Origin of the sequence: Methanohalophilus sp. WG1-DM, from assembly GCF_004104135.1 — an archaeon.
Classification (GTDB): Archaea; Halobacteriota; Methanosarcinia; order Methanosarcinales; family Methanosarcinaceae; genus Methanohalophilus; species Methanohalophilus euhalobius.
On record NZ_RRBA01000004.1, the window covers coordinates 26,486 to 52,132 of the forward strand.

Here is a 25,647-nt window from a genome sequence, read left to right on the forward strand (position 1 = left end):
TCATTCCTTTCCCAGGCCTTTCAGGAGTGCCTCCCTCCATTCAGAGGCATTTTCCACATCATATATGTGCCTGGTAATACTTTCCTTTGATTCAAGGATTGCAAGTTTATCCTTGTGCAAAATACCCTGTTTCTCAATCTCTGCCCCTGCAATGTCTTTCAACCTGATAGTTTCGGTGTTGCCTTTATCCATCATGAGAAATCTGCGGTTGGTAAGCACCATACAGCCCTTTTTTTCCTTTTCAAATTTCAGGAGGGTTTCGCCCCGCAGAAAAGAAGGACGAAACAATTCAAGATTCTCTGCAAAACTATTTGGCTCCCTGATAGAAAGGGCCAGTACCTCAGGTTTTTTCTCATCGATTACTATATAAAGCGAGTTTGTATCCTGTTTTAAACCTATAATTGAACTTGCATCTATTCTCCTGATAAGTTCTTTTTTCTTCGAGAAAAGGGTGGCAGTTATTTTTTCAAAATAGATATGTTTCTTTGTGAGTACCAGCCAGATTTTGTTCCCTTCAATTGTTGCGCTATGTCTTCCAAACACTTCCTCTCCTGTTTCAAGTACATCAACACCCCTTCCTTTCCGGTGGAAACTCTCTCCTTCATCAGGACAATAATGATTAAGCATTTCAGTAAGCAGTGGGCCTTCTATCAGCTTGAGATTGTGTTTTGCCCCTTCTTTCCTTCCTTCACCGGTAAAACTGGAAGTAGTAACAATAATTACTCCATCCACATTTTCCCTGTAGGACAGGCTGCCATATTCACGTACTTCCTTGACTCCGACGGGTCCTGAATAACGTTTGGCCTGGACAAGCCATCGATGGGAAAGACCAAAATTATCGATAGATATTTCGATATCTACACCACCATCCCTGCTTTGTTGTGTCGAGCGGGTATTATAGCCCATTTTATCAAAAAGGTGAGCTACGAGCCTTTCAAAATCATACGGGTCAATATTGAGCAGTTGATTAATTTCCCACATCAAATCATTCATCCACGGTATAGGACAGACCACATTCCGGACAGGAATATGTTACTGTTGTGGTAGCATTTTTATTTTTATTCTCTATCCTATCCATCCACGTGCCACAGGTTACACATTTCTGATCGAATATTGTGCGGTTGCTTGATTTTTCACTATCTGCTTTTGTAATGGAAACCCCTCCAGGACGGGCAATTGCTGGTTGTGCACTATTTGTGAATAACCATACAAACCTTTAAATGTATGCAGTACAATATAATTCGTAATTAATCAGAATGACAGATATAGCTTATGAAATATCTAAATGATGCGAGGGGAAGCATGGACGAACTCGAAGAAATAAGGAAGAGAAGAATGGAAGAGATTAAGACAGATCTCGAAAAGACCAACTGGCCTGCAGAAGCCATGATAATATCAGATGCCGATTTTGAAGACTTTGTAAGCCGTTATCCACTTGTTGTAGTGGACTGCTGGGCAGAATGGTGTGGTCCCTGCAAAAGGGTCGGACCGATAATAGATTCCCTTGCCGGGCAGATGCAGGGAGATGTTGTTTTTGGCAAACTTGATACGGACCAGAACCAGGTTACTGCGAGAAAATTCCAGATCACTGCAATTCCAACCCTTCTTGTGTTCAAAAATGGGCAACTTGCAGACCGAATGGTGGGTGCATTGCCACAGGTAAGCATACAGGAAAAAATTAAATCATACCTCTGAGGGACAGACCTTATGTCACACAAACCCAGGATGGCCGAGACTCCTTCCGTTAGACTGATAGACCTGAAATCAAAATCCAATTCCTATTTCATCGTGGCCTCTGTAGAGGTGGGCAATACGACCACCAAATGCATCCTTACGGCCACAGACCTTGAAAAGGGTACGACATACCATGTGGTGAAAACCGTAAGGATGACAAGGGATGTAAGACAACCAAAACCTGGAGAAAAAGTATTCGGCAAGACGCTTACAGGTGTGGAATTAAGCCGCGAATCCGTGGCAGAGCTTGTCAAGAATACGCTTCAGGAGGCTGTAAAGAAAGCCAATCTGGATATTAAAAAAGATATTCACTTCGTTGTCCGCTCCACCGGCGTGGTGGCCGGATTCGATGTACCGGAAGAAGTGGGAGAATTTATCAAAGCTCTTGCAGACGGTTGCCTTATGGCGGGTGTCCCACCCAGGAACATGACGCCTCCGATGTCCCAGGATAACATAAACCCCAGATTCCAGAAGTTCAGTAAACTCAATAAAGTTATTTTTGATGGTGCAGTTGCCAGTGTCCTTCCTCCCACAGGGGCCACAGGTGTGGAAATCGTGGCCAATGAGATGGAGGGAGAACTTGCAACCGCCGGTATAAAAGAAGGAGCTAAATGGGTGGATGTGGATTTCCGTAATCCCTGTTTATCGATGGATTTTGGAACCACACTTGACGGGCGTGTCATCAGCCCGGAGGAACCCTATGCAAAGACCATTGGCAACTTCTGTGGCTATGCCGGAGCCATTCCCGATGCTATAATCCGTGGGACCCAACTTGTGGATTTGGAACTGGGAACCGCTCTGGATGTCTTTGACGAAAGACCACCGGGCATGATTACCATGTTGTTGAAGGGGAAGAAAATAAAAGAATATGCAAACCGCTTAATGGAAAAAATATCTATCGAAAAGGTACCTGAAAATGTCACCCGTTATGGAAGTGTCCCTGTAAATCCTGCCGCTGCAGCTGAAATCGGAGTCGTGCTCATTGGATGTGACGTGGGCACCAATGGTTCAAAAATGCATGAATTAACAGAGTTGGGTGCACAGATATACAAGGAAGAGGGACTCAAGGTACTGTTCGCAGTAATCGATGAAGTGATGGCAGGTGTAATCTACCGCCTTGTGGAAGTGGCACAGAAAGAAGGAGTTGTATTTCCTGAAACTTCCATTGGAATCACCGGAAGGGCCGGCATATCAGGAGATAAACCCAAACTTATCCTTGAAAAACTGGAAACAATGGGATTGGGAGATAAAATTGAAGAAAAAGTCGTATTTGTCGATGACGGGCTAGCCAGAGGTGCAGCCGTTATGGCACGATGTATGAACTCTCTGGGAACGCCTCATAATCCCCTGGGCGGCCATACAGGTGGAAAATGCATCCTCAAGGACAGGATAAAATTGCAAAACCAGTAATTTTATTTTTCGGAGAGGGTTATTAGGGCCCTCTCCATTGCTTTTTTATGTAACTCCGCCGAATCATGAATTCCTCCCAGCTGCCCTCTGACGGCTCTGCAAGGATATTGCTGGATTAACAAACCTGCCTTTGCGGGAGCATCCTCTACTTTTGTACCGATTAGTTTTTCCGCCATTTTCCATGTGCTGCCGCATGGTGCACCCTTCCGGACCCGGACATCCGATATATAGCCGCTTTTAGTGGAGACTTCGAATTCCGGAAGACCAAAGACACTGGAATATGGTGCTGTTTCTTCCTTTTCCGCAAGAGTACAGCATACCTCATCCACCTCGATATAGATACCATATTCCGAAGATATTCTATCCAGTTCGACAAGCGGGGCCCGGGACGAGCCTCCGGGTACGATCAATGATGACACACCGGCCTGTCCGGCCAGGCGGGCAATCACCGGTGTAATATCGGGATGCAGAGAGTAAGTTATAATGGTGTCTGCATTGAATACATCCGGATTGATATCCAGTTTCTTTACAAATTCTTCCGGCTCATCCAGAAAATCGGGTAACCTGGCGGGCAGGGAGGCAGTTTTGACAGAAAAATCCGAATGTTGATGTAGCGTGTCTATCAATCTGTTGCCGTACTTACCCCTTGTAATTACTCCTATAATCGTCATACACTGGAAATGGAGAATAAGTAGTTATATTATTTACCGATAAATATTATGCAGGTGAAAATATGGATGATATAGACCAATCAAAGGTATATTTTGTATGCAATACATGCAGCTTCGTATTTCAGGCAGACCCCAACTTCATACCTATAAAATGTCCCCAATGTGGCAGTGAAGACACTGTCCGTACCTGAGAGGTATAAATGAAAGGAAAACTTGTCACCATTGAAGGGATCGACGGGTCGGGCAAGACCACCATTATGGAATACCTGAAACAAAATCCCGTTTATTCGGATATTATTTTTACACGGGAACCTACAAAAGACTGGATCGGCCAGGCTGTAATGCGGGCAATCCATTCGGACGTTGATCCCCTTGCAGAGCTCTTATTGTTTACAGCCGATCATGCAGAACACATCCGAAATACGATCAAACCTGCAATTAAAACTGGTAGAGTGATAATTTCAGACAGGTACTCAGACAGCAGAGTTGCCTACCAATCGTCTACCCTTAAAGACAGGTTAGATGAGCCGGTGGAGTGGATCAAGCAACTGCACAGGGGATGGACCGTTGTACCGGACCTTACTTTACTACTTGATATCGACCCCGAAATTGCCGTATCAAGATGTAACAGTCGTGATGCACAAACCAAGTTTGAAAAGGTGGATTTCCTTTCGGAGGTTCGCAATGTATTCCTGCAACTTGCAGAGGAGAATCCTCAACGATTTGTAATCATCGACGCATCACAGAGTTTGGACAAAGTGAAAAAGGAAGTAGATAAAGTCATCAATGGACTCGAATGATCAAAGCTCATTGGAGTCGGCAAATTCGATAAGGGCCTCTCCCAGCTGTCTTGCATATTTGGGATTGAGATTAAAACGACCCCGTTTCTGGCCTCCTCTTTCCTTTGCAATTTCCACATATTCTTTTTCATACTTTTCACTGGTTTCCAGTGAGATGGTAAGATACCACCCTCCACCCATTTTTATTTCATGATACGCTGCTTCAACATCCTCAAATGAATCTTCATCCATAGTTATCACCTGATTTTTATCGTAGTTGTTTTACTGGTATAACTTGTTTGTGCACTGCCGTTGCGACAAGTGCACCTGAAATCCCGGCGTTTTCAAGTTCTGCAATATCTGCCATATCCCGCACACCACCCCCCAGCAGAAGGGGATGACGGGATATTTTAGCAAGATGGGAAAGCATATCAATGTCCATCCCTGAAGAGGTGCCTACACGGTCCAGATCAAGGTAAATTATGTCTTTCAAGGGTAAATCATTGAGCATTTCTATTGCCTGATCAGGATTTTCAGGGATATCCGATGATTTGGACAGTAATTGACCATTTTTGCGATCAATGCTCACACTTATGCGGCCCGGATACCGGCCTGCCAGGTTCCTGATCACATCCATTGAAGCCGTTTCAGTGCCCAGCACCAGAGTATCGGCAATTCGCAGCCATTTATCCGCATCCTCCTGTCTGTCTACACCAGCGTCCAACATGACATTAGATGTGGATGAAAGGGATTTTAGTTCATCAATATTGGCTTTGTTTTCCCCTTCCCCCTGCAGGATATTGAGGTCGGCAATATAGACTTCCCGCGGACTGAGAGCTTCTATTATACCACAGGGACTGGAAGTTTCACATACCTGGCTGGATAGATGAACCGCCTGGTAGTTTTTCCGGTCACCTCCCCGGGCATGGACTGCAATACCATTATATATATCCAATACAAAGACAATTCGAAACATATTTAATATGACACTTTATTCCATCCTATAAAAAAGAGGCCATTACATGAAACTGCTGGTTAGTCCAATAAATAACGAAGAAGCAATCTCCGCCCTAAAAGGCGGTGCAGATATAATCGATGTCAAAAATCCAAAGGAAGGCTCTCTTGGTGCCAATTTCCCGGGAGTGATCAAAGAAGTAAAGGAAACTGTAGGAAACCAAAAACCCATCAGTGCCGCCCTGGGGGATTTTAACTACAAACCCGGCACCGCTGCCCTTGCTGCCTATGGTGCAGCAGCTGCAGGTGCGGATTATGTCAAAATCGGCCTGTATGATATCCAGACCGAGGAACAGGCCTATGAGATGCTTGCCGGAATTACTGAAGCTGTCAGGACAATGGACAATGTTGCGAAAGTTGTCGCATGTGCATATTCCGATTATGCGAGGATCAATTCCATCGACCCGGCCCTCTTACCGGCAATCGGTGCAAAAGCAGGAGTTGACCTGGTCATGGTTGATACGGGAGTAAAAGACGGACGTTCCACCTTCGAGTTTCTCAATGAAGCACAGCTTAAGGATTTCGTTGAGAAAGCACATGCAAATGGACTGGAGACGGCTCTGGCAGGCAGTATCAAATTCGAGGATATAGAAGCAATAAAGGCCATCAAGCCGGATATCCTGGGTGTCAGGGGTATTGTCTGTGGGGGGGACCGTAGTACATCCATCAAGCAGGAACTTGTAGAACAGCTTCACGCCCGCCTTGGCTAATTTTTTTTATTACGCTCGTGAATCCCTGCTTGACATATAGACAAACTTTTTTAAACAGCAGGGATATTTTATATTATACTTTTTTAGCGGGGAGGTAACATGTTGAGACAGAGGTTTATAATGGATACCACCGGGCTTACCGACATTCAGGCCCGCCAATCACTGGGACAGGATACCATCTGCGCAGGTATGAAAGATATTCTGGACCTGATAGCCGATGCCCGGCTGCATCTCCAGATCAGCTGCTATGTCCCTTTCCCTTCTGTTTATAATGAACTTCAGGAATTTACCAATAACAATAACTGTGACCCTGAAGTAGTGGCAAAGATCGATACCTGGCTTGTCAAGAAAACCCCTGACAGGTATGAGGTACAGATCCCCTCTCGCATCTTCCACGAATACGTATCCTACATGAGGGAGAGGATCAACAAAGGCATGAATGTGGCAGAGGAAGCAATACGTGAGGCTTCCCGTGAGTGTCTTATCCAGAATTCACAGGCAGAGACAAAACCGATGGTGGAGAAGGATATCGATCGCGAAGTAGTGGGTTCTGTTGTGAACAAATTCCGCAACAAATACCGTTCAGCCCTGCGTTACGGAATACTGGACAGTGCACCTGATATCGACGTGCTACTGCTGGCAAAAGAACTTGATGCAGCTGTGGTTGCCAAGGACTACGGGATTCAGAAATGGGCCGAACAACTGGGTGTACGGTTTGTTCCCGCCGAAACATTTCCCCGGATGTTGCAGGAATATCTCAGGCATACATCCCGTTAAGCACCTGCCACAAAGGCAAACAATGCCATGAACATAGCCAGTTTGAAGCGTTTTGAGGATAGAGCAGGGTCATTTCTCAGTATTGAATAGACAGCCGCGATAAAAAGCAGGTCAGCAATACCCACCAGAGGGAGGTAGTATTCCCCCAGCATGGAATTCAGGTAGGGGTAAGGACTGGCAGCAATACCTATCAGGGCAAGAGACGAAGCTACAAAGCCTGCCTGTTTTTTCCCGATGAGAAGGGGGAGAGTGGTTGCTCCTGCATTTAGGTCCCCCTCCATATCCTCGATATCCTTCACAATTTCACGTGCAATTGTAGCCAGAGTTGCAAGCAGGAATAATACCGAAAGGGCATACAATCCTTCTATCCCAAATACAGCGGCACCGAAAAGAAAAGTGGACCCTGTCAGGTAACCCACCGCAGCATTGCCAAAAAAGGGAGTAGTCTTAAGATTACGGGCATACAGGACAAGCAGGAGAGAATTGAAAAGCGCTATTAAAGCACAGACCAGATTAATGAACCAGGCAATGGTTATTCCAACAATGAAAAGGAATGCAGCGAAAAAAAGAGCCTGTTTCTTACTTACCCTTCCAGAAGGAATTGGCCTGTCAGGCCTGTTTATAGTATCAATAGCCACATCGAAATAATCATTGATGGTATTGCCGGCCCCTGTTACAAGTATTACTGCAATTCCCACACCCCCTGTCTCAAAGAATGGAAGGGCCTGAAAGGGTTGTTCAAAAATGATTCTAAAGGCAATTAACACGCCGATAACTGCGGCAAAGGCTGCCATTGCACAATTGGCAATACGCATTAATTGAAGATAAGCGTGCATGGAACTGGGCCGCCTTTATTCTCTTCCTGCTTCAAGCATGCGATCAAGGGCTTTTTTGGCCTGCGCTGTGACCTTTTCCTCTACTCTTACCTCATATTCTTCATTTTCCAGACAAGCCAGAACAGATGCAGGGTCAATGGTTTTCATATCCGGACATATAGCATATTCGGAGCAGGGGTAAAAGTGCTTATCCGGATTGTCCTTGCGCAGGCGATGGAGAAGGCCGTTTTCTGTAGCTATAATAAATTCTTTTGAACCCGAAGAGGAGCAGTGTCTTGTCATTCCTGTGGTACTGAATATGTGATCAGCTTTTTCAAGTATCTCACGCCTGCATTCCGGATGGGCCAGAATCTCAGCGTCTGCATGGGATATCTTAGATAAATGCATATCTGATTCAAGCATATGATTGTGAGTCGGACAGTAGCCATCCCATAGAATTATTTCTTTATCAGTGTTTTTGGCCACATAGTCCCCCAGGTTTTTGTCAGGAATGAACAGTACTTTCGAGCAATCCAGTGAGTTGACAACTTCCACCGCATTGGCGGAGGTACAGCATACATCACTCTCTGCTTTCACCTCTGCACTGCTGTTTACATAGGACACAACCATCGCATCAGGATGTTGTTTTTTGGCTTTCCTTACCTCATCTGCAGTAGCCATTGCCGCCATCGGACAGCGGGCAAACCTGTCGGGAATGAGGACTTTCTTGAGGGGACTCAGGATAGCAGCGCTTTGCGCCATGAAATCCACACCACAAAAAACAATGATATCAGTGGCCTGCTCGACTGCCTGACGGCTCAGGCCGAGTGAATCACCTACAAAATCAGCTATATCCTGTACATCGCCACGGCAGTAATTGTGGGCAAGGATCACCGCATTTTTTTCTTTTTTCAAGACATTAATCCTGTCTATTATAGCCTGCTTATCCTGCATATTACCACTGCAATCCCGGGATAATGAATTCCGGGCGAATACATAGATTATATAACATATAAGTTTATGCGATTTCAGGTCCCCACGTTGAAGGATTGAGTCAGTTTCTTCAAAGTAGAAATTACGGAAAGAGGAGCCAGATAACTTGTTTTTGGGTTTGTGGGAGAAGGCACGTTTTCCACTCTGGAGGTAAACCTTCCAAACTCACCTTCAACTGCGATTTCATGGATATTTCTTGTCAGGGCAGGATTGAGCACTATCCTTACCCTGGTATTATCAAATCCAATCCCTGCAAGACTTAGAGTAGCAGCCACATTCACATTTGCAGGGAATGACTGTACCGCCTCGGTTGCAGAGCCTTCAAAAAGAACAGTTCTGCCAGTTATGGAATCAATATCGATATTATTTTTAAGGACATAGGGGGCACCCCTTAATCCCTCTGGGGGTTTTTCGGTTGTCAGGGTGACTGAATGCAGAGCAGCTGCTGATGCGGATATCAGCCCATCTATTCCACAAATGGCACCAGAAGGGACGTAAATCCGGCAATTTTTTTCACGGGCTATGTTTTCGGCCATTTCAAGAAGTTGTGTGTCAACAAAGGCCCCTACACTTACTACCATGACATCACATTTTGCATGCAACGCCGCGGGAACCACTTCATAAACCGCCTGCTGGGAAGCACATTCTACCACCAGGTCTACCTCCCTGACCATTTCAACAATTTCCATGATCTGCGGGTCAAAATTTTCCAGTGAACTTTTCACCCATTCTAGGGATTCATCATGGTGGTCATATATAGCATAGAGTTCTGCTTCAATCTGGCCATTATCAATAGCCCTACAGATCTCGCCACCAATGGCACCACAACCGAAAACTCCTATTTTAAGCATTAATGAGACTCCTTTATGTTCTAGAGAGCCAGCGCATAAAAGTATTATCATTACAAAGCATATTAAAACTCCCCGAACATAAAGTAAAACTGGTGAAAAGGATGCTGAAAGGACAGATAGAGAGTTTCATCCGGGAAGACCTGGGTTATTATGATATCTCATGCCAGCTGGTGCCGGACACAATTGCAGAAGCGGTGATTTTTGCAAAGCAGGATTGTGTGGTTGCCGGTGCAGAGGTTGCAGAGGCCATATTTGATTATTTTGATATCGAATATGAAAGAAAGGTTGCAGAAGGAGAAAAGATCCAGAATAACGATGTGGTCTTTGAACTTAAAGGGAGAACGGTATCCTTATTACGTGCTGAAAGGTTGAGTTTGAATTTCCTGGGACACCTGAGCGGTATTGCGACCCTTACAAGAGATTGCGTGGAAGCTGTAAATCAGTGTTCTGAAGCAGTTGTGGCTGCAACCCGTAAAACAACTCCGGGAATCCGGGAGTTCGAAAAACTGGCCGTAATCGCAGGTGGAGGTGACCCACACAGGTTCAACCTCTCCGATTCCATTATGATAAAAGACAACCACAGGAATATAATGGGCCTGGAAAATGCAATCCTCAAAGCAAAGGAAATGGCAAGTTTTACCCAAAAGATAGAAGCTGAAGTTGAATCCGCAACCGATGCCATCCTGGCTGCAAGGATGGGAGTGGACATCGTTATGCTGGACAATATGTCCCCTTCAGAAATAATATCAACCGTGGAAAAGTTGCGTCACGAAGGATTAAGGAATAAGGTAATAGTAGAGGTATCGGGAGATATAAACACCGAAAACCTTGCCGAATACGCAAAAACCGGAATTGACGTAATCTCTATGGGCTCCCTGATCCATAAAGCACAATGGGCCGATCTGAGTATGGAGATGAAAGGGTATTTTATGCCATGAATTCCGTAGCCGAGTTGAGGTTTCTTCCTTTTCTTTTACCCTGTTTGCAACTCTCTTAAAATCTTTCGGCCTTAGGTGTGTGTAGAGTGGAGGGAAGTGGGAGCAAAGAGCCTCTCTCCAATCATCAGGATCGCAATCAACCATTATTTTATCTATATAAACAAAATTCATTTGTGTATTGCATTTTGGACAATTGGCAGTCATCATAATCACCCCATTCAGATTATTTCTGCATAATATTCATTATCTTGAATCCCAAACTCAACATTTGCAGGAAATGCATTAAGGCCACTATGTGCTAAAGCAACACAATCATATGCCCATCCAGATAATTCTTGAGGTAATTTACAAATTTGACCATTTTTCAAGTGAGCCAAAGGAAGATTTTCTATTGCTTCTTTGGTCTTATGCCTTACAAAAGCCACCTTTTTGACATTATATATTTGACCCTCATTACCATCACTAATATTAGGTATTTTTAATTCTGGCAATTTATCTCATTCTTCTTTAGATTCAATCATTATTACACCAATTGAAAATTGTACTCCCAGTTTAAACAAATGTTTCAACTGATGTGAAAGTAATTAACCATATAAATGACAGTCAAGCCTGTTAACCCTACACCATTTCCACTCGAACACAAAAGTGCCCGGCGTGGCAAAAATAATCCCTCTATTTTTATTCCACAAATTCCTTGATAGCGATTTCTAAACCACTCCTCTTTTCAAAATACCCAGTACCCGGCATCTTCCATGCTACGTAATGCCTCTGGCTTTTGATTCTGCCGTACCCTTAGGTACACGATTAAGGAGTGTGTGCCACTTCTGGCAGACACAAAGAGGGGCTTGTTCTACACTTTCTTCTACCTTTTTTAGTGCATGCAGTATCTAAGAATAAATACTCATGACAGAGCTCTAGTATCCGTGTACTTTTTTAGCCCAGCCTTAGCAAGGTGAAAGGGATTTTAACTCGGGCTACAGTTTTATGTCATAAACTTTATATTGGTTTCCAGTAGTGTATTTAGGCAGTATTCAGATAATAAATTATGAAAAAATCATGGCGAGGGGAACATGGAATTCAAAAAAATGATCGTATGCCTGCTCTTGATAGCAGCCTTGTCCTCAGTGGCATTTGTGGGCTCTGCCTCTGCAAAAAGTGTTCTTTATGAAGGAGAGATACAAGCCGGTGACGGGTACCAGATAAACAATCATGTAATAGATGTAGCCGATGTGTTCCCTTCAAACGAATATGCATCGTTTTATGTGTATGAAAAGGACACTGAATTGATGGACAAAGGGCTGGATATTAACGACACTTTTACCTTTGAAATCGATAATGAAGAAGTTGAAGTAAAACTTCTCGATACAAAGAAAGCTACTTTAAATCTTGTCAATATACTCATTACAATTACCGATGAGGACATAATCAATACAAAGGGAGTTGTCGATGGTGGTCATGAAAAGGCGGAATTTTCCGGTACACCCATTATTGAAATTACCAAAAGTGTAAGTTCAAATACCATACAAGCAGGTGATTCAGTAACAGTTACCGTCAGCGCAGAAAACAAAGGGGATGACGAGGCAACTGATCTCAGATTTTCCAACAACCTCCCCGAGAAATTCATCCTGGAGGAAACATTCGTAAGCCAATCCGGCAAGATGTCCCTGAGCATTGGGGAATCTCAGCAAATTTTTGTCTACCGCATCAAATCGACAGAACCCGGCACATTTACACTCAAACCTACTACTGCAACCTTTTCTAACAATGCAGGAGTTGATTTCCCGCAGGCAAGTTCCAATACTCCTACAATCACAGTGGAAGGCGAACCCGCAGCCATGGCAGATGTGGAAGTCTCGGCAGAGCTTCAGGAACCTGTTATACCGCGGGGCGAGAGTACTGAAGTAACTTTACTCATAAGAAATAACGGTGAAGGGGGTGCTGAAGCAGTTTCCGTGGACATCCAGCTTCCCGATGGACTTGAGTATGAAAGCGGGGACAGTGAGATCGAGATTATCAGTGGTACCCCCACAATATACCTGCAAACCCTGGGAGTGCAACAGGAAAAGGAATTCACTTTCAACGTCAAAGCAGAGGAAATGGGAAGTTATCCGGTAACAGCCTCCTATTCCTACATCAGTACTGAGGACCCTGAAGCAGAAAAAGTAAACAGTGAAACAACAACAAATGCACTGGAAGTCACAAAAGGCAAATACGATGTGGTCTTCGAGCAGCCGCTATATGTATATATCGTGCCTGTAGTCATTATCCTTGGGGCAGCAGCATGGATATATTACCGCCGCCAACAATACCGCTTTTAAATATCACCTGGAGGAATTAATTGCTCAATATACTTATGGTCGGAAACGGACAGTGTGGCAACCGTATTCTGGACTCTATAAACAGGCAGGCATTCGGCTCCAAAAGTCGATTTGCCAAATTCTACGCAAAACAACAGTATAAAAGTAATGTACAAACCCTTGCCATAAATACTGCCGTAAACGACCTCAAGGAAATGAAATATACCAAGGCAAAGGATCGAATCCATATACCTCACCTGCATGGAGTTGGTGCAAACCGGAATGTGGGAAGGAAAGTTTTTGATGAAAATAAATCCCAGATTATGCGCAACCTCGATGAAAGAGGCAGTTTCGATATTGCTTTTGTTATAACTTCTGCCTCCGGAGGTACAGGATCATCTTTTACTCCGTCCCTGATCAGGGAATTGAAAGAACAAAATGATTATCCGGTATATGCAGTCGTTGTCCTCCCCTTCAGGGAAGAAGGGACATTATACCTGCAAAACGCCGCCTTTGCCCTCAAAGATATAAGGGAAAGTGGGGTTGACGGGATAATCCTTGCAGATAACCAGTACCTCAAACAGATGGGCGGGGACGTCGAATCTGCCTATGATTCCATAAATGAGATGATTGCAAAAAGACTTATTTTCCTGCTGGATTCCCTGGACAGCGAGATGATGATGGTCACAGACCTGGGTGATTTCAAGACGGTCATGAGCGGAGGAGCAGGGATTGCAACCATTGGTTACTACGAAGCAGACGGGGAAGTGCCTATCAGGACAGCTATACAGAAGGCTATATCCCCAAGTGGATTACTGTTTAATACCAATGTTTACGAGGAAGCAAGCAGGTCTATGATAATCATCAAGGGTGACAAGAGTTACCTGAGTATCGATGAAATCTCTAATGAAGTTGAGAAATTGTCTGATTCAGTAGGCCATGTTTTCAAAGGAATAATTGTCCGCAAAGGTGAATACCCCAAAGTACTGTCTGTCCTTACCCTTGAATCCGCTTCCGAGCTGGAAGAACTTTATCATCTTGCAGTCGATGCAATCAATACCGAAAAAGAGAAAAAAGAACGGGTCCAGGAAGAAAAAGAAGTAGACAAGGCATTCTCCCAGATCGAAGGTCTGGAACCGCATTACTGACATTAGGTGCAATGTTTCCAGGGAGGGACATGCCACAAACAGACAATATCATCGAAATCCATGGATTGACAAAAGTTTATGGGGATGGTGTCGAGGTTAAGGCGCTTGACGGACTGGACCTTGATGTAAAAAAGGAGAAATCCTTTCCATAGTTACCCTTCCGGATCCGACAAAAGTACCTTCGTACCTTGCTCCACATGATAGATATTCTGGACACGCCCACAAAAGGCACTATCCTGATTGATGGCCAGGATATCACCAGCATGGATGACCGGCAGCGATCCAGTGCACGAAACGAATTGCTTGGCTTTATATTCCAGTACCATCATCTTTTACCTGACTTCACCGCACTGGAAAACGTCATGATGCCTCTTTTGATAGCCGGCAAGAAAAAGGATGAAGCTACCAGAGAAACTGAAAAACTGCTCAATGAAGTTGGACTTAAAGACCGTCTGCATCATTTTCCAGACCAGCTTTCAGGGGGACAAAACCAGCGTGTCGCCGTGGCAAGGGCACTTGCCAACCAGCCAAAGATCATTATCGGGGACGAACCTACAGGGAATCTGGATAGCCATTCCAGTGACAAGGTCTACGAACTTTTAAAGAAACTGAACCGAGAATTTGACCAGACATTCATCCTGGTGACCCATGATGAAAACATGGCCCGCAAAACTGACAGAATCGTCAGGATCGTAGATGGCAAAATTACTGAATAAGGGAATAACATGGAATACAGAGAAGGAAAAGTAGGAAGAGTATTTGTCCTCAGGGTAGATGACGGTGAAGACATACTGGAAAGTATAACCGCCCTTGCAGAAGAAAAAACTATAGAAAAGGCATTTCTTTTCATGCTGGGAGCATGCAGAAATTCAAATCTGGTCACCGGCCCACTCAAAGATATGATTCCTCCGGAGCCCATATGGAATTCATTTGTGGACCCGCATGAAATAATCGGTATTGGCAACATAATGCTTGAGAACAAAAAACCCGTAGTTCACCTCCATACCGGTCTGGGCAGGGATGGAAAGGCCAGTATTGGATGCATGCGAAAGCACAATGAAGCCTTCATGGTAACGGAAATTCTTCTTCTTGAAATTGACGGAATGGATGCTTTACGCAAATTTGATAGTACAAGAGGATTTGCCCCCATAAATTTCGGGGAAGAAGAGAATTAAGTACAGATCTGCTTTAACCTATTAAGAGCATAAGATTTGCACTCTATTTCGGCCGATATGTCATTTTCCAGATTCCTCATGAATTTATCAAAGGGTAATTTTAATTTATAGTAACGACGAGGCCTGCCCCGATCCTTTGATATTTTCTGATCCCAGGACTCCACTATACCTTTTTTGCAGAGAGGTTTCATGGCAACACTTACTTCAGGCTGTCTCAGGCCGGTGAGATTTTCAATCTGGCTTGATGTAAGCGAATCGCCATCAATAAGGCAGGTCATAGCTAGAGCTTCTATCCGGGAGAGGGAGAGGTTTTGAAGTAGGCCTGCAATTTCCCTCTTGCTGGAATCAAGCTGTATGAAAGCAGCATCATTCATAAAGGAAGAAAAATGGCTCCATTAATATATATTTTATGAATGTATTATAGGAAAGGATGTACAAAGCATTAGCAACAAGGATTTCAGGGACAAGAATATTATATATACAGTAATTCCCTATTCAGTAAACAAAGTCCAAGGCGGAATTATCATGAGTTACAGGGCAGAAGAAGCAGGATACCGGATAGAAAAGATTCATGCAAGAGAGATATTGGACTCCAGGGGAAATCCCACAGTGGAGGTTGATGTGTTCACGCCAAAGGGTTTTGGCAGGGCCAGTGTCCCTTCAGGAGCTTCCACAGGAACAAATGAAGCCATTGAAATGCGGGATAAGGAGGATGAACGCTACAATGGTAAAGGTGTCCTCGATGCCGTGGACAATGTCAATACAACAATAGCCGGGGAATTGACGGGTTATGATGTGCGCAGCCAGAGGGAGATCGATGGGTTAATGATTGCCCTTGACGGAACCGACAACAAGATAACTTTCGGTGCAAATGCCATCCTGGGTGTTTCAATGGCTGTTGCCAATGCAGCTGCGGATTCGCTCAATATGCCCCTGTACAGGTATCTTGGAGGATCGAATTCCTTTGCACTACCCGTTCCCACAATGAACGTCCTCAACGGCGGCAAACATGCAGGCAATGGTCTTGCAATCCAGGAATTCATGATCCAGCCCAAAGGGACTGATACTTATTCAAATGCCCTGCAGATGGGAAGCGAGACCTATCATACCCTGGGAAAGGTCCTTGAGGACAAATATGGTGCTTCAGCAACCAATGTGGGATATGAGGGAGGATATGCTCCACCCATCGACCAGACAGTGGATGCCCTTGATGCTTTGGTAAGTGGGATCGAAGAAGCAGGATATACCGAATCCGAGGTGACCATAGGGATGGATGCAGCTGCCTCTGAGTTTTTCGATGGGGAGAACTACAATATCGACGGGACCACCATGACCGGAGCGGAACTTACCGATTTCTACGTCGACCTTATTGACACATACCCTATAGTAATGATTGAAGATCCCTTCCAGGAGGAAGCTTTTGAGGATTTCGCAAACCTCACAAATGAAGCCTGGGAAACCATCATTGTGGGGGATGACCTATTTGTCACAAATGTTTCAAGGCTTGCCAAAGGCATCGAAATGGAAGCCGCAAATGCCCTTCTGCTCAAGGTAAACCAGATCGGTACTCTTTCTGAGGCTTTCGATGCTGCAAGTATGGCATTCCGCAGCGGCTATAATGTAGTGGTAAGCCACAGGTCCGCAGAAACCGAGGATGCGATGATTGCAGATATTTCAGTGGCAATCGGAGCGGATCTCATCAAGACCGGTGCCCCTGCAAGGGGAGAAAGAACTGCCAAGTACAACCAGCTTCTGCGTATTGAAGAAAACCTGGGAGATGCTGCACGTTATGTGCAGCTCTGAAACTTTATGTTCGAATTCAGGATTGCGCGCAGGCATATCGTTTCAAAACAGCGGAATACATTCTTTTCCATTCTTGCTGTAGCCCTTGCTGTGGTGGTTATTGTAGTCCTGATGTCCCTTATGAGCGGGTTTACCGATGAACTGATAGAAAAGACAGTGGAAAACTCTCCTCATATAGTGGTGTATCCTGCAGAAGAAAAGGATGCAGGTATACATCTCTACGATTATTATAAATCTGTAATCGAAAGCACCCCTACAGTTACTGCTTCCTCTTCATACCTTGAAAAGCAGGCCGTGATTACATACCGGGATAATTCCGCAGGGATCAACATATTCGGAGTGAACCCACCGGATGAAGACAATGTGATGCATCTTAAATCCGATATTGTGGAGGGAAATTATGAAGACCTTGCCAGGAATGGCAAAGGTATACTTATCGGGGATGGCCTAGCCGATGACCTGGAAACAAGGCCTGGTGAATGGATACAGATCACCTCCCCTCAAGCCGGTGACCTATCCCTGAAAGTTATCGGGATTTTTGACAGTGGTACAGGTCGCGACACAAGTGTTGCATATGCAAGACTGGAAACCCTGCAGGATTTTTATGATGAGAAGGGGACAATCACTGCAATATCCATGCATGTCACAGATCCGTAAATGCAAAGACAACCACTTTAGAAATTGAAAAAGAAACAGGCCTAAGAGCTGATAGCTGGATTGAGATCAACAGTCAACTCCTGGATCTACTCAATACCCAGAAGGTGTTTGTTTGGCTTTACTATATCCTGATTTATATAACCGCAGGGTTTGGTATTGCCAATACACTGATCAATATTGTTATGGACAAGAAAAGTGAGATCGGAATGCTCATGGCAATGGGCACTTCCAAAAAAAGCATCACTAAAATATTCCTGATAGAATCCACGATCCTGGGAGCTTTCGGCATCCTGCTGGGTCTTGTAGTGGGATATTTTACAGCTGTGGCAATTGGGTCCTACGAAATTGAATTGCCTGCCGAAATGTATCTGGGACTTACACGTATGCCCATGAAAATTGAGGCAATGAATTTCATTTATGCCTCCATTTTTGCTTTTATAATAAATGTGATCGCAGGGGTATATCCGGCAAGAAAAGCATCAAAACTGGATCCCGTGGAAGCTATAGAAAGTATATGATTCAGAAATCAAGAAGGGAACTCTGGTTGCCGCTTTCTGGAAGTTTTTCCTTTTCAGGTTCCCTTACTTCGGCATTCATCTGACATCCTTTGTCAGCAGGTTTGGATTTTGCAAAATCAAAAAGCCCTTTTTGCCTGGAGTCATGATCTAGGGTTGCCATATTCACACCGAATACTGAAAGGATACGTTCCACCGGCGGAAGGAGCTGTTTCTGTATATAGTAATCAACATCCAGAGCTAGGTTGTGCTGCCTGACATACTCAGGGTCTTCCGCACGATTTACAAAAAGATCCTTCCCCGCAACTATCACAAAGGGAATCCTCTCTCCGATGGAAGGACGCATTCCGGTACGCCGCTCTATCTTCTCCACAACGGTGAGATGAGGTTGCTTGTTCTTGTAACTGGAAGGACTCTTGGAAAAGGTCTTTGTCAGTACCAGATCATCAATTATATCAGAATCCCGGGTGACGTCCAGATTGCGCACCCTGTCCACGGTGGTTTTCACATGTTCCACTGCCTTTTCGACATTACCTTCTTTCAGGACATATTCCAGTACCTGATTTAACATATTGGATGTTAACTCACACCAGTCACGTCTGACGGTTTCCAGACCTTTGACCTTGATCTTATCTTTCCAGCCATCTCCCTCAGGTTCAAACAACCATTGTGCATAGCGTTTCTTTGCTACAAGTAAAACACGCCTGGCGGTGGCTTCGAACTCAAGTTCCATGGGATCCGGTAAGGATGCGGTCACCAGGGAAGCAACTTTGCTGCCCACCCGGGCAGATTCTTCCAAAGTCAGGTCATCAGAAGACAGTTCCTTGCTATCCCTGTCCATACAGTGCACAAAAACACTGTCCGTATCGCCGTAAACAATGGAAAGGTTAACTTCTCTGTCATCAGGCTTCAACTCACCTGCTTCATCCCTGAAATAGACCTTGTCATTCCTGAGAATCACACTGCCTATCTGGCTGCAGACAATCTCCTCGGTGCGGGCGATATTTTCCCTGCCAATACTTGTTACTGAACCGGCCATTCCCAGACTGTACAGACGGGCCCGGGCATAACCGGAATAGCCATAAAAACTGTTGAGCAGGATTTTCAGGGCAAGCTGGGTGGCATCAAGGACACGGTGTTGATTTTCATCCCGGGTCTTTTTCATTATTTGCTTTGTCTCACTGCGCCTTCTCAAAAGTTCCTCGAGTACCGAGGGTACGATGCCTTTGTATAAATGGGGCTTGACAAATTTATCCCCGGTAGGAGAGACTATAAGGTCATCTGCCTGTAAATTGGTGTTTTCCACAACGGTAGTATAGCAGAGATTGTGGGCCATTATAATGGTGGGATAAAGTGACTTATAATCCAGCACAAGAACGTTTTCATGTAACCCCTTATGGGGCTCAAGGACTGCCCCTCCTTTCAGATTCTCATTCAGCTTCCTTCTTTGCTGGGATGTATGTTCATCGGGTTTGGATGACATGACCCTGTTCTGCTTGCCATATTCACTCAGGAGCAACTGTTCGACCATATTGGTCTGGCCACCGCTTATAACGTCCTGAAGCAGAGTTCCGCTGACCTGGGATACCGCTATATGTTTATCGAGTAATTTTAGTTGCAGGAGCAGTTCAAGGGCAAGCTCGGAGTCACGTCTGGCATAATTAATAAATTCGTAGAGTTTGGCGCCATCATCTTCCCAATATTCTTCCATGTCCTGAGGCGAAACATCCAGTTTTTCCTTGTCGAGCAATTCATGAGAGACATTCCTGAGTGTATAGCGTTTCAGGCTGAATTCCTGTCTGATCAGGGGCAAAACATCGACAACGGCCCTGCCGGTTATATCAACCATTGTGCGAGTACCTATTTTCCTGTAACCCAGGCTTCTGCCATCCCTTCCAACATCGGATTTAATCCTGTGACCATTTTTGTTGAGAATGGATACACGATCTGTTACATAGGGAATATCAAAATCATTGCTGTTGTAGCCGGTCACTACGTCGGGATCATATTCCCTGAAGATCTCAAAAAACCGGGACAACATGGAAGCTTCATCCTGACAGGCTTCCACATCAGTGTCCACGCCATCAGCTGGTTTGGCTATCAGGACTATGGTTTCTTTGCCCTGATAGGCCGGTGCAAAGGAGATACTGATCATTATCACGGGAGAGGTTTCAGGAGTGGGCATATTGCCATCCACTGGTAAACACTCGATGTCAAAGGCCAGATGTCTCAGAGGGGCAGGTTCCTTTCTTTCAAATTCTTCCACGTCCTCACTGCTGCAGGTTATATTGCAGAGAGGAAGGTCCTGCAGGGCAGTCTGAGGAGTCAACCGCATCCAGCCCATCCCATGCAGGCCCCTGTCAATCAGAAAGCGATTCCTGAATAGGATGTCTGCCTCGTAGATCTCTTTTACAGCAGGCATGGCGGCTATATCATCCCTGATCTCCGGCACGTTACCCGGATCATGGGTGATTATCTTTAACATGCGGGTGGGTGTGGTCTGGTAGCCTACCGGTTCAAATCTCTCAACCTCATCAATGGCTTTTACCTGCTCGAACTTTTGCTTTATATCAGATGCAACCTGTTCCAGATCTGCATTACAATTTACATAAAAATAAGGTTCAAAGCCGGGTACCTGACAGCATATACTTTTACCTTCTGAAGAACGCCCAAACAGGCGGATTACAGGAGAGTTGTCCTGTCTGAAGTAGTCGGCATCTATGAGCTGGAACTCTAATTGATCAGGTAGGTTTGTGGTCATGGTTTTCACTGTGAAAGATGATTGATTATGGGTTGCTGTATGAGATTTCTTATTTATAACTTAAACCCCGTGACATATCTACAAAAGCCAAAGTGTTTGGAATTCATACCAAACAACCCTCACGCAAAATATTTTAGTATGTTGATGCAAAGCCACAATTTAATCCTGCGATGGAAGACCGCAATCATAGTTGAATATGATTTACTTTTCAGTTGTCTTTGTAACGCTCTTTTTTCTCCTGAATGCAAGTTTTTCAACTTCCTTTACATCCAGTCCCGTATCGATGTGCCACCTCGGACTGTAGATTCCATTACCGGGGCTTTGCTATCTTCGTTCATGATTTTTTCCCCTTTCATTGTTTGAGTTTATGCACTGTGCTGCTATGATTATCGTACTGCGGTGCCCAACTTCCTAGTTAATGTTAGCAGATTTATCAAAAAAACCAATCAAGTAATAAGCTAAGACAGATGCTTAATTATACTCTCAAACCCACTAACATTTTTCGTTTTGCTCTATAAATAGAATCTCATATTTTCAAATGGTGTTGATATCTTAGTCTTGATGGATGATAGAATGTGAGCCAAATGATATGTAAGTGGTTATACGATGTGAGAATGAGTCAGAGATCCAAACAACAGATAATTTCTGTGCCTCTAAGTTCTATTTAGCAAAAAAGGGAACTAAAAATGAGAAAGTAAAGTGCCCGGAGCGTGACTCGAACACGCGGCCTCCAGATGTCTCAGGAGACATGGGAGCACCCAATCGTTTACCCTATGAGTCTGGCGCCCCAACCAACTAGGCTATCCGGGCCTGGTAGCACATACAGAAGGTAAAAGTGATATTAAAAAGTATCGATTATAATCGAGTTGCATTGCAAGAAGGTGTCTATCGATTAGAAGTGTGATCAGGATTAAGGGGAGCTTACATCCCGATGCGCCATTTTAAAAATGAAACTCCTATTAAATCTGATTTGATGCGATTCAAAAAACACAGAAGTTTTACGTTTAAATTATAAAAACAAATTAGAATTAAATATTTTCTCTGCACGTTCCAATTTGATATTGCTATAGTTATCCTTTATAGTGCAAGTATTTCCCAAAATGTATATAAACTTTAAAGTGTTATACCCAGTACAAGGGTAGAAAATTTAATATACTGATAGCATATCCTTTCAGGTGGTACAATGGAAACTCCAAAAGATAAAGGTAAAATGTCTCTATCTATAGATGGAGAAAAGAAGATTCCTGTACTGGATGTGGCTAATGCAATCCAGAATCTTCAAAATATCATTTACAATCTTGGTGATTACTATTTTGAAAATCCTTGTCGTGAAGCCGGAGATTTCCCACAGGATGTGAAAAAATACTGCACATTACTTTTTACTGATATTGAAATGGGTAGTGTACATGCCGACCTCCAAATAAGTAATGAGCAGACAGCTCTTGGAGAAAGTAGAACTATCGGTGAAAGGTCTATAGTCGCTACCAGGAATCTTCTTGAAGTTCTCTCTAAAAAAGATATTCCAAAAGAAGAATTGTACGATATTGTTAATGATCCTCATCGAGTTAACAAATTACTTAGAGAATTTTATGCAATGTGGCCAGATGAACATTCCAAACGTATATTATCGATAGGATTCCAGGGCAATTCGCAAATACAACTAAAGGGTTTTCGAAAAGAGAGTATAAAGAAACTTTTACACAAACCCATTGAAGAATATGAAAAGGAAATTTTTGGATGGATATTCGGAATAAATATTGGCCAGAGTAAGAAGATTACGGTTGAAAGTAATCAAGGGAAAATATATTGCTATTTTGATCCTGAAATTAAAGATTGGGTGCAAGAGCATCTTGGAAAATTTGTAGTATTACGTGGAACGATGAAACCGATACATAAAGGAAACTTTGGATTGTTCATTGATAGTGAAGATTCGATAGAACAAACCTGTTACTATACTCTTGATAATATGTCTTCCCCGGATAGAATTATGGAACTAAAGAATAAAGTCCCCATTGAATTTATGTTAGAAGATGAACTTTTTATTGGTTCCAACGATGAACTGGGTCTTTTTGCTATGAATACAAGGATGAAAGATATTTTTAAAGAACTAGAAGAACAACTCTTCATATTATATCAGGAATATGTCCTGACTGATGATGAGTTATCTAAAAGTGGCCAGCTACTGAGGGAGAGACTGATTTCAATCGTGGGGGACTCTCGTGGCCTCATATAAAGCAAAAACGATACAAAAAGCATTGCCCAAAAAAGGTTTTGAAGAAAGACGTAAAGGTCATCACATATTGTATGTTTATTATCTGGATGGCAAGAAAACCGGTAATAGAACATTCATAAGCCACGGGAGCAAAGTGGAATATAATAGCAATCTTTTAAGTAAAATGGGCAAACAACTAAATCTTTCTAAGGAACAGTTATGTGATCTTATAGATTGTCCTTTGACCAAAGAAGAACTTCAACAGATTTACATCCAAAAAGAGAGGTAAGTCATTTATTCAGCCCCGCAAATATTCGAATCCGCTTCATAGTTTATACATACGTTTTTTCGGACAAAGCTGATCAAAGTCTTCCGTATTTTTTATGTGCCTGTTCGGCTGTCAGGACATCAAAAACAGTTGATGGAACCCCATCAAATAGATTCGGCAATATTAATACATCATATTTCATCGACACTAATAAATTCCTCTTTCCGATCAGTTACAATTTTTCGTGAATATTCCAGGAAAGAGTTACGGTTATGCTCTATAATCAATTTCTCAATTACAGAGTTATAATCATCCCCCATGGAGCCTATTTATCTCAAAGCGTTACGAGTCTGCACTTTAACCTGTATTGTTGTACTGTCCACCATTTGGTTTTCATTCTTTTTTCTATTTGATTTATGTTACTTCTGGTTATTATGATTTTCATTGGATTCTATAGTTATTATAATAATTGATGTTGGCTATAATAATTATAGTTTATTATAGTATATATAATTGTACCATTTCCGCTCCATCCTTAAACCCCAATATAATCCGGATAGACAAAACACAAAGAGGATGTATGTATTTTCCAGATTGAAAAATCTGGCACCATAAATTTATGTATCATTCCTGAGCAATACAGAGTAAGATGAAATTTTACCAAAGATTTTGTCTTACATAAACTCCAAATAAATGAGAGATATCGTTATACAAAATAAAGAGGAGAATTTGGAATGGACGCAATAATTGGATTCAAAGAAATGACAGTGTCCTCAAAAGGACAAATTGTCATACCTAAGAATCTGCGAAACAGCACATTCCCGGAAGGCTCACATGCCGCAATTGTGGCATACGCGGATCATATAGAGATCCGCCCCCTCTCATACGTATTGGAAAAATTAGAATGTGCTTTAACATCCCAGCCTTCGTTTGCCAAGGAGTGGGATACACCAGAGGAAGATCAAGCATGGGACAACTTGCTTGAACATGCCCTGGAAAATGAACAGACCGAAACATGAGGTATTTTACCAATGGCAGGAGCGGTCAAAAAAGGGGATGTGGTGGTTATACCATTTCCCTATACAGATATGTCGAAGTTAAAAACCCGACCAGTATTGGTAGTTGCCTGTCCTAGAGGGACTAATGTAATTGTATGTCAAATTACAAGTCAAACGACACGCAATGACGAATATGCAATACAGGTGAACTCAAAAGATTTCACAAAAGGATCATTACCATCATCCAGTCTTGTAAAAACTAACATGATAATGACCCTGGATGTAGATACAATTCTTGCAAAATCAGGAACACTGAGTTCAGAAAAGATGCAACAAGTCGAAGAGAAATTAATTGAAGTATTTACTTCCTGACTACCTGTTATTCTGCCCGGTAGCAATCATAGCAATGATCGATTAGATATTTTTCAAATAAAAAAAGAAGATGGGGAAAAACTCCCCATCAGTAACCTGTGGCCTCTGCAAAGGCAAACAGCAGGTTGGGATCAGAAGTAGTGCCCCTGACCTGGATTACCATGCTGTCATTGTTCCAGACATAGGCATAACGTGGCACGTCCTCGCCGCCCTCGGTCACATGCCAGATGATGCGTGTGGCGAAGTGGTCATTGATGGAGTGCTCGGTGAACCTCTCTCCCTGTGCCATTGGATTAAATTCGTTTTTGTAGTCGTTGACCAGGGTTTGGGCAGCCTCCGTGTCAGTGCATTCAATGGCGCTGATTTGCACTTCCACACTATCCCCGTTTTTGTAGATACCCTGCGTGGCTTCAACTACCGTATCTTCACTGCCCACACCGTCCAGCACACTTCCAAAGTCCAGCTGGCGCTCACCTATCATCTCAAACCCTGCCGGCACTTCGTCAAGTGACACTGCATCTGAAACAGACCCGATCTCAGGATTATCGATTTCTTCACCAGTACTGCCTGTATCGGTACATCCCGACACTGCAAGCATTATCATTGTAATGGCCAAAAGCAATGCTACTATCTTCATTTTCATAAAAATCCCTTTTCAAAAGTGGATAAACTGTAATTAAGATTCAGATATTTAAAAGTAATCCGCAATGAGCAGATCAAAAAAAGAATAAAACACAAACCAAAAAAAA

The 25,647-nt window shown here is 43.5% G+C and carries 30 protein-coding genes and 1 tRNA gene; 19 read left to right on the top strand and 12 right to left on the bottom strand.

Annotated elements, in window-relative coordinates; translation table 11 throughout:
- A complete protein-coding gene (locus tag CI957_RS04420) occupies positions 1-981 on the bottom strand; it encodes a restriction endonuclease (RefSeq protein WP_181079362.1) in 981 nt (326 codons plus the stop codon).
- A 321-nt stretch (positions 982-1,302) separates the two neighbouring features.
- Here CI957_RS04420 and trxA point away from each other — a divergent pair, with 321 nt between their 5' ends.
- Entirely contained in the window at positions 1,303-1,695 is a 393-nt protein-coding gene (gene trxA, locus CI957_RS04425) for a thioredoxin (RefSeq protein ID WP_096712906.1), read from the top strand.
- Positions 1,696-1,707: 12 nt separating this feature from the next.
- Complete coding sequence (locus CI957_RS04430) at positions 1,708-3,144, top strand: methanogenesis marker 14 protein (protein WP_105460915.1); 1,437 nt, start codon at positions 1,708-1,710, stop codon at positions 3,142-3,144.
- 2 nt (positions 3,145-3,146) lie between these two features.
- Here CI957_RS04430 and CI957_RS04435 read toward each other — a convergent pair whose 3' ends face one another.
- Positions 3,147-3,815, bottom strand: coding sequence for a DUF166 domain-containing protein (locus tag CI957_RS04435; RefSeq protein WP_096712908.1), 669 nt, complete (start codon positions 3,813-3,815; stop codon positions 3,147-3,149).
- 62 nt (positions 3,816-3,877) lie between these two features.
- Here CI957_RS04435 and CI957_RS11075 point away from each other — a divergent pair, with 62 nt between their 5' ends.
- Both CI957_RS11075 and tmk read left to right on the top strand, forming a co-directional pair.
- Entirely contained in the window at positions 3,878-4,006 is a 129-nt protein-coding gene (locus CI957_RS11075) for a hypothetical protein (protein ID WP_258082620.1), read from the top strand.
- A 9-nt stretch (positions 4,007-4,015) separates the two neighbouring features.
- Positions 4,016-4,615 (top strand): dTMP kinase, encoded by a 600-nt coding sequence (tmk, locus tag CI957_RS04440; RefSeq protein WP_096712909.1) that lies wholly within the window; start codon positions 4,016-4,018, stop codon positions 4,613-4,615.
- Here tmk and CI957_RS04445 read toward each other — a convergent pair whose 3' ends face one another.
- Positions 4,616-4,846 (bottom strand): hypothetical protein, encoded by a 231-nt coding sequence (locus tag CI957_RS04445; RefSeq protein ID WP_096712910.1) that lies wholly within the window; start codon positions 4,844-4,846, stop codon positions 4,616-4,618.
- 16 nt (positions 4,847-4,862) lie between these two features.
- A complete protein-coding gene (locus CI957_RS04450; RefSeq protein WP_128754287.1) occupies positions 4,863-5,570 on the bottom strand; it encodes a HisA/HisF-related TIM barrel protein in 708 nt (235 codons plus the stop codon).
- 46 nt (positions 5,571-5,616) lie between these two features.
- Here CI957_RS04450 and CI957_RS04455 point away from each other — a divergent pair, with 46 nt between their 5' ends.
- Positions 5,617-6,318, top strand: coding sequence for a (5-formylfuran-3-yl)methyl phosphate synthase (locus CI957_RS04455; RefSeq protein ID WP_128754288.1), 702 nt, complete (start codon positions 5,617-5,619; stop codon positions 6,316-6,318).
- Positions 6,319-6,417: 99 nt separating this feature from the next.
- Positions 6,418-7,095 (top strand): RNA ligase partner protein, encoded by a 678-nt coding sequence (locus CI957_RS04460; protein WP_128754289.1) that lies wholly within the window; start codon positions 6,418-6,420, stop codon positions 7,093-7,095.
- Here the strand turns inward: CI957_RS04460 and CI957_RS04465 are convergent.
- The 3 genes from CI957_RS04465 to CI957_RS04475 all read right to left on the bottom strand — a co-directional run bounded on the left by CI957_RS04465 (position 7,092) and on the right by CI957_RS04475 (position 9,754).
- Positions 7,092-7,931 (bottom strand): geranylgeranylglycerol-phosphate geranylgeranyltransferase, encoded by an 840-nt coding sequence (locus CI957_RS04465; RefSeq protein ID WP_128754290.1) that lies wholly within the window; start codon positions 7,929-7,931, stop codon positions 7,092-7,094. The genes CI957_RS04460 and CI957_RS04465 overlap by 4 nt on opposite strands.
- 15 nt (positions 7,932-7,946) lie before the next feature.
- Positions 7,947-8,864 (bottom strand): quinolinate synthase NadA, encoded by a 918-nt coding sequence (nadA, locus tag CI957_RS04470; protein ID WP_128754291.1) that lies wholly within the window; start codon positions 8,862-8,864, stop codon positions 7,947-7,949.
- A gap of 74 nt (positions 8,865-8,938) precedes the next feature.
- A complete protein-coding gene (locus CI957_RS04475) occupies positions 8,939-9,754 on the bottom strand; it encodes an aspartate dehydrogenase (protein WP_096712916.1) in 816 nt (271 codons plus the stop codon).
- A gap of 101 nt (positions 9,755-9,855) precedes the next feature.
- Between CI957_RS04475 and nadC the strand changes: the two genes are divergently transcribed.
- On the top strand, positions 9,856-10,692 hold the full coding sequence (gene nadC / locus CI957_RS04480; protein ID WP_128754292.1) for a carboxylating nicotinate-nucleotide diphosphorylase: 837 nt from the start codon (positions 9,856-9,858) through the stop codon (positions 10,690-10,692).
- Between the two features lie 218 nt (positions 10,693-10,910).
- Here nadC and CI957_RS04485 read toward each other — a convergent pair whose 3' ends face one another.
- Positions 10,911-11,183: a hypothetical protein gene (locus CI957_RS04485; protein ID WP_096712918.1), complete on the bottom strand. Its 273-nt coding sequence runs from the start codon at positions 11,181-11,183 to the stop codon at positions 10,911-10,913.
- A 579-nt stretch (positions 11,184-11,762) separates the two neighbouring features.
- On the opposite strand from CI957_RS04485, the gene CI957_RS04490 reads away from it, so the two are divergent.
- From CI957_RS04490 to CI957_RS04505, 5 genes are read left to right on the top strand one after another with little or no spacing between them, the layout of a single operon-like run.
- Positions 11,763-13,010 carry a COG1361 S-layer family protein gene (locus CI957_RS04490; protein ID WP_105460802.1) on the top strand — a complete coding sequence of 416 codons (1,248 nt, stop codon included), beginning with the start codon at positions 11,763-11,765 and terminating at the stop codon, positions 13,008-13,010.
- A 20-nt stretch (positions 13,011-13,030) separates the two neighbouring features.
- The gene (locus tag CI957_RS04495; protein WP_128754293.1) at positions 13,031-14,137 is read left to right on the top strand and encodes a cell division protein FtsZ; all 1,107 of its coding nucleotides are present in this window, start codon (positions 13,031-13,033) and stop codon (positions 14,135-14,137) included.
- Positions 14,138-14,166: 29 nt separating this feature from the next.
- Positions 14,167-14,289, top strand: a complete 123-nt coding sequence (locus CI957_RS11215; RefSeq protein WP_394342260.1) for a hypothetical protein — start codon at positions 14,167-14,169, stop codon at positions 14,287-14,289.
- Positions 14,290-14,334: 45 nt separating this feature from the next.
- Positions 14,335-14,853 carry an ABC transporter ATP-binding protein gene (locus CI957_RS04500; protein ID WP_308736820.1) on the top strand — a complete coding sequence of 173 codons (519 nt, stop codon included), beginning with the start codon at positions 14,335-14,337 and terminating at the stop codon, positions 14,851-14,853.
- Between the two features lie 9 nt (positions 14,854-14,862).
- A complete protein-coding gene (locus tag CI957_RS04505; protein ID WP_128754294.1) occupies positions 14,863-15,312 on the top strand; it encodes a PPC domain-containing DNA-binding protein in 450 nt (149 codons plus the stop codon).
- Here the strand turns inward: CI957_RS04505 and CI957_RS04510 are convergent.
- A complete protein-coding gene (locus CI957_RS04510) occupies positions 15,309-15,686 on the bottom strand; it encodes a transcriptional regulator (protein ID WP_128754295.1) in 378 nt (125 codons plus the stop codon). The genes CI957_RS04505 and CI957_RS04510 overlap by 4 nt on opposite strands.
- Positions 15,687-15,837: 151 nt before the next feature.
- On the opposite strand from CI957_RS04510, the gene eno reads away from it, so the two are divergent.
- From eno to CI957_RS10865, 3 genes are all read left to right on the top strand, one after another.
- Entirely contained in the window at positions 15,838-17,115 is a 1,278-nt protein-coding gene (gene eno, locus CI957_RS04515; protein ID WP_128754296.1) for a phosphopyruvate hydratase, read from the top strand.
- Between the two features lie 6 nt (positions 17,116-17,121).
- Entirely contained in the window at positions 17,122-17,772 is a 651-nt protein-coding gene (locus CI957_RS10860) for an ABC transporter permease (protein WP_241645910.1), read from the top strand.
- A 104-nt stretch (positions 17,773-17,876) separates the two neighbouring features.
- Positions 17,877-18,290, top strand: a complete 414-nt coding sequence (locus CI957_RS10865) for an ABC transporter permease (protein WP_342764917.1) — start codon at positions 17,877-17,879, stop codon at positions 18,288-18,290.
- A gap of 1 nt (position 18,291) precedes the next feature.
- Here the strand turns inward: CI957_RS10865 and CI957_RS04525 are convergent, their stop codons facing one another.
- Together CI957_RS04525 and CI957_RS04530 are read right to left on the bottom strand one after the other, a co-directional pair.
- On the bottom strand, positions 18,292-21,048 hold the full coding sequence (locus tag CI957_RS04525) for a DNA-directed DNA polymerase (RefSeq protein WP_128754297.1): 2,757 nt from the start codon (positions 21,046-21,048) through the stop codon (positions 18,292-18,294).
- Positions 21,049-21,748: 700 nt separating this feature from the next.
- Positions 21,749-21,858: transfer RNA gene (locus CI957_RS04530), tRNA-Met, on the bottom strand.
- Between the two features lie 373 nt (positions 21,859-22,231).
- On the opposite strand from CI957_RS04530, the gene CI957_RS04535 reads away from it, so the two are divergent.
- The 4 genes from CI957_RS04535 (at position 22,232) to CI957_RS04550 (ending at position 24,898) form a co-directional block, all read left to right on the top strand.
- Positions 22,232-23,281, top strand: a complete 1,050-nt coding sequence (locus tag CI957_RS04535) for a hypothetical protein (protein WP_128754298.1) — start codon at positions 22,232-22,234, stop codon at positions 23,279-23,281.
- Positions 23,268-23,549, top strand: coding sequence for a type II toxin-antitoxin system HicA family toxin (locus CI957_RS04540; protein ID WP_105460799.1), 282 nt, complete (start codon positions 23,268-23,270; stop codon positions 23,547-23,549). The genes CI957_RS04535 and CI957_RS04540 overlap by 14 nt, the downstream gene beginning before the upstream one ends.
- A gap of 713 nt (positions 23,550-24,262) precedes the next feature.
- Positions 24,263-24,547, top strand: coding sequence for an AbrB/MazE/SpoVT family DNA-binding domain-containing protein (locus CI957_RS04545; protein WP_128754299.1), 285 nt, complete (start codon positions 24,263-24,265; stop codon positions 24,545-24,547).
- A 12-nt stretch (positions 24,548-24,559) separates the two neighbouring features.
- On the top strand, positions 24,560-24,898 hold the full coding sequence (locus CI957_RS04550; protein ID WP_128754300.1) for a type II toxin-antitoxin system PemK/MazF family toxin: 339 nt from the start codon (positions 24,560-24,562) through the stop codon (positions 24,896-24,898).
- 88 nt (positions 24,899-24,986) lie between these two features.
- On the opposite strand, the gene CI957_RS04555 is transcribed toward CI957_RS04550, so the two are convergent.
- Positions 24,987-25,541: a hypothetical protein gene (locus tag CI957_RS04555; protein WP_128754301.1), complete on the bottom strand. Its 555-nt coding sequence runs from the start codon at positions 25,539-25,541 to the stop codon at positions 24,987-24,989.
- Between the last annotated feature and the right edge of the window lie 106 nt (positions 25,542-25,647).

What these genes read in the sequence shown, in the direction of transcription:
- CI957_RS11215 (WP_394342260.1), top strand. Translation starts at nt 14,167, where the DNA reads ATGCCACAAACAGACAATATCATCGAAATCCATGGATTGACAAAAGTT.
- CI957_RS04455 (WP_128754288.1), top strand. Translation starts at nt 5,617, where the DNA reads ATGAAACTGCTGGTTAGTCCAATAAATAACGAAGAAGCAATCTCCGCC.
- tmk (WP_096712909.1), top strand. Translation starts at nt 4,016, where the DNA reads ATGAAAGGAAAACTTGTCACCATTGAAGGGATCGACGGGTCGGGCAAG.
- CI957_RS04450 (WP_128754287.1), bottom strand. Translation starts at nt 5,570, where the DNA reads ATGTTTCGAATTGTCTTTGTATTGGATATATATAATGGTATTGCAGTC.
- nadC (WP_128754292.1), top strand. Translation starts at nt 9,856, where the DNA reads ATGCTGAAAGGACAGATAGAGAGTTTCATCCGGGAAGACCTGGGTTAT.
- CI957_RS04435 (WP_096712908.1), bottom strand. Translation starts at nt 3,815, where the DNA reads ATGACGATTATAGGAGTAATTACAAGGGGTAAGTACGGCAACAGATTG.
- CI957_RS04505 (WP_128754294.1), top strand. Translation starts at nt 14,863, where the DNA reads ATGGAATACAGAGAAGGAAAAGTAGGAAGAGTATTTGTCCTCAGGGTA.
- nadA (WP_128754291.1), bottom strand. Translation starts at nt 8,864, where the DNA reads ATGCAGGATAAGCAGGCTATAATAGACAGGATTAATGTCTTGAAAAAA.
- CI957_RS04420 (WP_181079362.1), bottom strand. Translation starts at nt 981, where the DNA reads ATGTGGGAAATTAATCAACTGCTCAATATTGACCCGTATGATTTTGAA.
- CI957_RS04475 (WP_096712916.1), bottom strand. Translation starts at nt 9,754, where the DNA reads ATGCTTAAAATAGGAGTTTTCGGTTGTGGTGCCATTGGTGGCGAGATC.
- eno (WP_128754296.1), top strand. Translation starts at nt 15,838, where the DNA reads ATGAGTTACAGGGCAGAAGAAGCAGGATACCGGATAGAAAAGATTCAT.
- CI957_RS04465 (WP_128754290.1), bottom strand. Translation starts at nt 7,931, where the DNA reads ATGCACGCTTATCTTCAATTAATGCGTATTGCCAATTGTGCAATGGCA.
- CI957_RS04500 (WP_308736820.1), top strand. Translation starts at nt 14,335, where the DNA reads ATGATAGATATTCTGGACACGCCCACAAAAGGCACTATCCTGATTGAT.
- CI957_RS04550 (WP_128754300.1), top strand. Translation starts at nt 24,560, where the DNA reads ATGGCAGGAGCGGTCAAAAAAGGGGATGTGGTGGTTATACCATTTCCC.
- CI957_RS04445 (WP_096712910.1), bottom strand. Translation starts at nt 4,846, where the DNA reads ATGGATGAAGATTCATTTGAGGATGTTGAAGCAGCGTATCATGAAATA.
- CI957_RS10860 (WP_241645910.1), top strand. Translation starts at nt 17,122, where the DNA reads ATGTTCGAATTCAGGATTGCGCGCAGGCATATCGTTTCAAAACAGCGG.
- CI957_RS04460 (WP_128754289.1), top strand. Translation starts at nt 6,418, where the DNA reads ATGTTGAGACAGAGGTTTATAATGGATACCACCGGGCTTACCGACATT.
- CI957_RS04545 (WP_128754299.1), top strand. Translation starts at nt 24,263, where the DNA reads ATGGACGCAATAATTGGATTCAAAGAAATGACAGTGTCCTCAAAAGGA.
- CI957_RS04525 (WP_128754297.1), bottom strand. Translation starts at nt 21,048, where the DNA reads ATGACCACAAACCTACCTGATCAATTAGAGTTCCAGCTCATAGATGCC.
- CI957_RS04430 (WP_105460915.1), top strand. Translation starts at nt 1,708, where the DNA reads ATGTCACACAAACCCAGGATGGCCGAGACTCCTTCCGTTAGACTGATA.
- CI957_RS04510 (WP_128754295.1), bottom strand. Translation starts at nt 15,686, where the DNA reads ATGAATGATGCTGCTTTCATACAGCTTGATTCCAGCAAGAGGGAAATT.
- CI957_RS11075 (WP_258082620.1), top strand. Translation starts at nt 3,878, where the DNA reads ATGGATGATATAGACCAATCAAAGGTATATTTTGTATGCAATACATGC.
- CI957_RS04490 (WP_105460802.1), top strand. Translation starts at nt 11,763, where the DNA reads ATGGAATTCAAAAAAATGATCGTATGCCTGCTCTTGATAGCAGCCTTG.
- trxA (WP_096712906.1), top strand. Translation starts at nt 1,303, where the DNA reads ATGGACGAACTCGAAGAAATAAGGAAGAGAAGAATGGAAGAGATTAAG.
- CI957_RS04555 (WP_128754301.1), bottom strand. Translation starts at nt 25,541, where the DNA reads ATGAAAATGAAGATAGTAGCATTGCTTTTGGCCATTACAATGATAATG.
- CI957_RS04535 (WP_128754298.1), top strand. Translation starts at nt 22,232, where the DNA reads ATGGAAACTCCAAAAGATAAAGGTAAAATGTCTCTATCTATAGATGGA.